This window comes from Planktothrix sp. FACHB-1355, assembly GCF_014748295.1.
Classification (GTDB): domain Bacteria; phylum Cyanobacteriota; class Cyanobacteriia; order Cyanobacteriales; family Aerosakkonemataceae; genus Aerosakkonema; species Aerosakkonema funiforme_A.
This window is the reverse complement of record NZ_JACJUP010000422.1, coordinates 1-5,161: the sequence shown is the minus strand read 5'-3', so window position 1 is coordinate 5,161 and position 5,161 is coordinate 1. Positions and strand designations below refer to the sequence as shown.

General features: G+C 40.6%; 5 protein-coding genes. 2 read left to right on the top strand and 3 right to left on the bottom strand.

The window, feature by feature from the left end; all coding sequences use genetic code 11:
• Positions 1-365: 365 nt before the first annotated feature.
• The gene (locus tag H6S82_RS17440; protein ID WP_190473449.1) at positions 366-995 is read right to left on the bottom strand and encodes a hypothetical protein; all 630 of its coding nucleotides are present in this window, start codon (positions 993-995) and stop codon (positions 366-368) included.
• Positions 996-1,133: 138 nt separating this feature from the next.
• Between H6S82_RS17440 and H6S82_RS17435 the strand changes: the two genes are divergently transcribed.
• Positions 1,134-2,252: an alkene reductase gene (locus H6S82_RS17435; RefSeq protein WP_190473452.1), complete on the top strand. Its 1,119-nt coding sequence runs from the start codon at positions 1,134-1,136 to the stop codon at positions 2,250-2,252.
• Positions 2,253-2,334: 82 nt separating this feature from the next.
• On the opposite strand, the gene H6S82_RS17430 is transcribed toward H6S82_RS17435, so the two are convergent.
• Together H6S82_RS17430 and H6S82_RS17425 are read right to left on the bottom strand one after the other, a co-directional pair.
• On the bottom strand, positions 2,335-2,763 hold the full coding sequence (locus tag H6S82_RS17430) for a hypothetical protein (RefSeq protein ID WP_190473455.1): 429 nt from the start codon (positions 2,761-2,763) through the stop codon (positions 2,335-2,337).
• A gap of 60 nt (positions 2,764-2,823) precedes the next feature.
• Positions 2,824-4,173 (bottom strand): methyl-accepting chemotaxis protein, encoded by a 1,350-nt coding sequence (locus H6S82_RS17425; protein WP_190473458.1) that lies wholly within the window; start codon positions 4,171-4,173, stop codon positions 2,824-2,826.
• 315 nt (positions 4,174-4,488) lie between these two features.
• Here H6S82_RS17425 and H6S82_RS17420 point away from each other — a divergent pair.
• The coding region (locus tag H6S82_RS17420) for a cyclic nucleotide-binding domain-containing protein (RefSeq protein ID WP_191056476.1) at positions 4,489-5,161 on the top strand (673 nt) is incomplete at its 3' end.

Below are 5,161 nucleotides of genomic sequence, written 5' to 3'. Positions count from 1 at the left end.
AATTTTTGTTTGATATGAATTAATTACGTTTATGGTGGATATAGAACGCCATCAATACTTACAGCAATAGTGCCATCGGACATCCGATTAACTACATCTGTTCTACTTATTAACAAGTATTGCCCCTTCATCACCCTTCTCCCCTCTCTTGCCAACCCAATTCCTACCACAGTAAAAATAAATCCACAATCCTAAATTCGCATAAATTCACACATCTTATTATCGTGAAATGAAGATAAAGAAAATCGATCGCACTCTTCATTTCCAAAGTCAGAAAAATCCGATATGCACGGCAGGCTATCCGATCGCACCCTCATCACTCCTCTAATTATTACCATTTGAAACAAGCTCGATCGCCCAAAAATCTAAATGCTTTCTGGTGGATAAGCAGTACAGCCATTGCTATTAAATTGTTGGATAATTTTAGCAGCTTCAGGTTTGTTTTGTAACGATGGTCTTGTCGGTTGTTTAAGAGGTTTTGGATAAGAAAATTTCCAGATGTCTGCTCCCTGGCTTTTATAAATACCCAGTAATGCTAGATCGTTTCCTTGCTTAATCGCCAAAGAACGACCTAAATCACCTCTGTCAATGCGAATTTGTCCGTTAGATACAGAACCCATCGCAAATAAAAATGTACTCGCATCGTCTCCATCTGGGAAGTAACCGTGTATAATACATACGCGACCTCTGGAACTTGATGGATATATAATTAAAGTCTGTGCGTATGATGTTTCTAAGGCACTCAACCACTCGCCCAGAAATGGGGCTATAGATGAATCGCTTTGCGACCAAGCTCTCACAAAAGTATCTCGAATTCTAATTTGCGATGGAGTGCGTTCGTCTGCAACAACTTGTTTCTGTTGCCGAAAACGTGCGATGAGTCTTTGCACTTCTGCATCTGTTGGGTATCGCTGAGATTGTGCGAGAACTGGTAGACAAATAGCAGCCAAGATTGCCAAACTTACTGTGAAACTAATTTGCGATCGCTTCCTCATACCCTGCTTTCCTTTATTGCCAGATTATGATATTTTTATATCAACGCCAACGATACGATATTATCATGAATTATAAGCAAAAAAATGTCTAAAATAGCTTTTTTCGACAAAATAGCCTGAAAAAATAGGAACGCAACGATGACAGAAACCATCAATCTCTTTTCACCCGTAAAAATTGGCTGTTACACTCTACCAAACCGGATAGTAATGGCTCCCATGACTCGTATGCGAGCAATCGGTAGTATCCCCAATTCGCTAATGGCAACTTATTATGCCCAAAGAGCATCGGCGGGATTGATTATTACCGAGTCGGCGATGATTTCTCCCCTCAGCAATACCTACGTGAATTGTCCGGGAATTTATTCGCAAGCACAGGTGGAAGGATGGAAGTTAGTAACAGATGCTGTTCATACTAAAGGAGGAAAAATTTTCTTGCAAATTTGGCACAGCGGTCGCGTCGGACATCCTTCTTTATTGAATGGACAATTGCCAGTAGCACCAAGCGCGATCGCACCTAATTGGAAGTTGGATACTCCTCTAGGCAAGCTACCAATCGAAACACCTCGCGCCCTAGAAATCCATGAAATTGCAGAAATTATCGAGGAGTTCCGCATCGCGGCGAAAAATGCGATGTTAGCTGGATTTGATGGAGTAGAAATACACGGCGGTTTCGGCTTTTTAATCGATCAATTCCTCCAAGATGGTGCGAATCATCGCACAGATAAGTATGGTGGATCTCTGGCAAACCGCACCCGATTTTTGTTAGAAGTTGTGGAAACAGTGACGGGTGTTTGGGGAAGCGATCGCGTGGGTATCAAACTCGCACCCAGCAACACAGTTTACGGGATTTTCGATTCCGATCGCAAAGCTACTTTTAGCTATGCAATAGACGCGCTAAATTCTTTTAATTTAGCTTATATTCACTTGCCAGAACCCAAAGAAGTTGATATAATAAATGGCAATGTTATTAATCCAGTTGCGCCAACTTTTAGATTGATTTATAAAGGTGCGATCGTTACTAACTGTCTTTACGACAAAGCAAAAGCAAACGCTGTTTTAGCTGCTGGCGACGCAGACTTAGTTTCTTTTGCCAGATTGTTTATCGCCAATCCCGATTTGCCTGAGCGTTTCGCAAAAAATTATCCTTTAAACACGCCCAATCCAAAAACATTTTGTCCTGAAGGTGAAAACGAACTCGAAAAAGGATACACGGATTATCCTTTCCTCGAATCTAGTCTGATTTCGTCATCACCTTAAGCAACAAAAGAAACCTAATTTATTCAAAAAACTTGCTTTCTGCGCCTGGGAGAAAAAGAGAAGTTTGATACTTGTTCAACTATTAACGAATCGTCAATTTAAATGTATATCTCGGACTGCTCATTCTATAAGGCTGTCTGATTACAACCTTATAATCTCCCGTTGCCGTGGCACTGAAAGTATCATTTTGTGGGTCTTCGTATGATTCTCCATTAGGTAGTATGAAAGTAAAGCCAGAAAGCCCTTGATCTTCAACATTATCAACTCTTGTTCCCCGCCAAGTCACATCGGCAATAATTGTTTGACCTTGACGCGCACGAAAAATGTAGGTATCTTTATTACCCAAGAGGACAGAACCGTTAATCGTAGTAGATGAACTTCCACGCGGGAACTGTACGCGCCGAGTTACACCCCTGACTGACTGAGCTGCAACTGATATTAACGAACTAGCGCTAAAGATTGCCAAACCTATACTAAAATAAAGTAACGATCGCCTTTTCATAGCATTCACAAAATCTATCCTATCTCAGTTTAACTCATAGCAACTTCATCGTTGTAAAAAAATGTTTGGTTAACTGATAACTGATTTCAAATTTTTGGCAGTTTCGTTCAGTTGCAATACGCTAACTCTCGTTTGATTAATGCCTGCGGCAGTTTGTTGCGCCGACTCATTAAAATCGTTCATAGCAGTCACTACTTGATCGATCGCGAGCGCTTGTTGTCTAACATTTAGGGAAATTTGCTGAATATTTACAGAGATATTATTCACGGCAGATACAATACCTTCAATACCTGCCATATTAGCATCTGTTATTAAAACAGACGCCTTGGTGGTATTCTGTAGATCGGCTACTAAAGTAGCGATCTTTTCAGCCGATCTTTTACTTTGATCTGCAAGTCTGCGAATTTCGGTAGCCACAACAGCAAAACCTTTACCCTGTTCTCCAGCTCTCACCGCTTCTACTGCGGCATTTATCGCTAACATATTAGTCTGATTGGCTATATCGCTGACCAAATTAGCGATACTATTAATCTGGCTTAACTGTTCGCTCAACTGCATAATTTGTTGTGCGATTCGATCGACTTTTAATCTTGCTGCTTCGGCTTGTTCTGCTGAAGCTTTTGACGAAACTCCGAGTTCATCCATTGTTATAGTAGTTTGATTCACTGCTGCTGCTTGCTGACTAGCACTGCGTTCTTGTTGTTCTACAGAAGCAGCAATTTCATTGGAAGAAGTGGCGATCGTGCTGACATTTTTATTAATAGCCTGCTGAATGTTCGATGCTAGTAACAAACCAAAAATTACAGAAGCAATTGCAGCTATTAACGTTCCAAAAACCGCGACCCATGTGAGCAATTCAAGCGAATTTGTAGTATTTGACTGAGTTTGGCGCAGTTGTTTAAGAGCTATATCGTTGAAGGTATTGTTTAGATCCTTTATTTGGCTAGACAGTAGAGCAGATTCATCTTTAACAAAAATTTTAATTGCCTCAGATCCCTTACCATTTCTAACTAAATTAATCATCCGTTCATCCAAGCTTCTTAGCCGTTTTACCGTCAGTACTAATCGATCGAAAATGTTTTTTTGTTCGTTGCTAAAAAACTCCTGTTTGCTATCTTTAATCAGCTTTTCTGCCGATGTCGATGCTTCAGACAAGGACTCAGAAGCTTGTTTGAATCTGTCTAAATAACTTTGTTGCCGAGTCAAAAGATAACCGCGAGTAGAGCGTTCCATTGCACTCGCCTCAGATTCCATTCGGTCAGTTATTTCGAGGGCGTCTCGCGAGGCGTTGGCTTGAGAGAGCGATTGCGCTACCAAATTGGTGTTTGAGTAAACCAGCAACGCGAGTAAAAACGATAGTGGAATTGGTACTCCATATCCGACTAATATGCGACCTCTTAGTTTTAAGTTACCTAGCATAGCTGTATTGAGTTAGCATACCTAAGCTTAGTAAGTAGATTCCGATAAAAACAATCTCCTCTAGGAATAATAAGGATAGCACTGCTGGCGATGAGACTCTAAATTCCCGTTTATTCATGGCTCCCAGCAAAGCACAATCCTACAATTTCTAAGTATAAATACTTAAGTGATTGCACAGTCCCAGACTGTCGGAACTACTGTTGCGATCGCCTGTTTGCGCGTTAATAATAACAAAATATAGGGCTTACCCCATATTGCATCTGCCGTAAGGTAGAATCAAGCAACGACCTATCTTAATAAAGTAGGTACTCTATCATGGATCTAGAAGCACATCAGTTCATTTCCTATTTTGAACGCGAGCAAGCAGCCCAAGTATGCAAGCTAGCTGTTGTAGAGAATTTTGCCGATCGAGAAATAATTTTTCAAGAGGGTGAAATTCCCGATTTCGTATATTTAGTTTTAGCAGGCGAAGTAGAATTTAGAAAAAATAATGGTAACAATAAATATCAAACTGTTGCCTTAGCCAAACAAAATGACTTTTTTGGCGAATTCGGAGTTTTGGATGGTCAACCCCGTAGTGCCCAAGCTATTGTTTGTAGTGGGGCAACTTTGGCAAGGATTCCCCGTGATGGGCTAATGGAAATTTTGAATAACACAAAAGGCAGTGTAGTCCTTAAATTACTAGGTTATATAGTGCGACATTTACGCTCCACCACAGCCCAATATGTCAATCAAATGGTTCACAAAGAAAAAATGGCTTTGGTAGGAGAAATGGTCAATACCATAATTCACGACTTCAGAAGTCCTGTGACGAGTATCTATTTGGCTAGTGTGATGTTAAAAGAATTTCATCCGGACGAAGAAACGATTGAATGGTGCGATATTATTCAAGCCCAAGTCAGGCGAATGTTGGGTATGGCAGAAGAGGCTTTAGAATTTGCCAGCGGTCATGCTGTGTTGAATACTCAACCTGTCAACCTCGATTTTT

What these genes read in the sequence shown, in the direction of transcription:
- H6S82_RS17440 (WP_190473449.1), bottom strand. Translation starts at nt 995, where the DNA reads ATGAGGAAGCGATCGCAAATTAGTTTCACAGTAAGTTTGGCAATCTTG.
- H6S82_RS17435 (WP_190473452.1), top strand. Translation starts at nt 1,134, where the DNA reads ATGACAGAAACCATCAATCTCTTTTCACCCGTAAAAATTGGCTGTTAC.
- H6S82_RS17425 (WP_190473458.1), bottom strand. Translation starts at nt 4,173, where the DNA reads ATGCTAGGTAACTTAAAACTAAGAGGTCGCATATTAGTCGGATATGGA.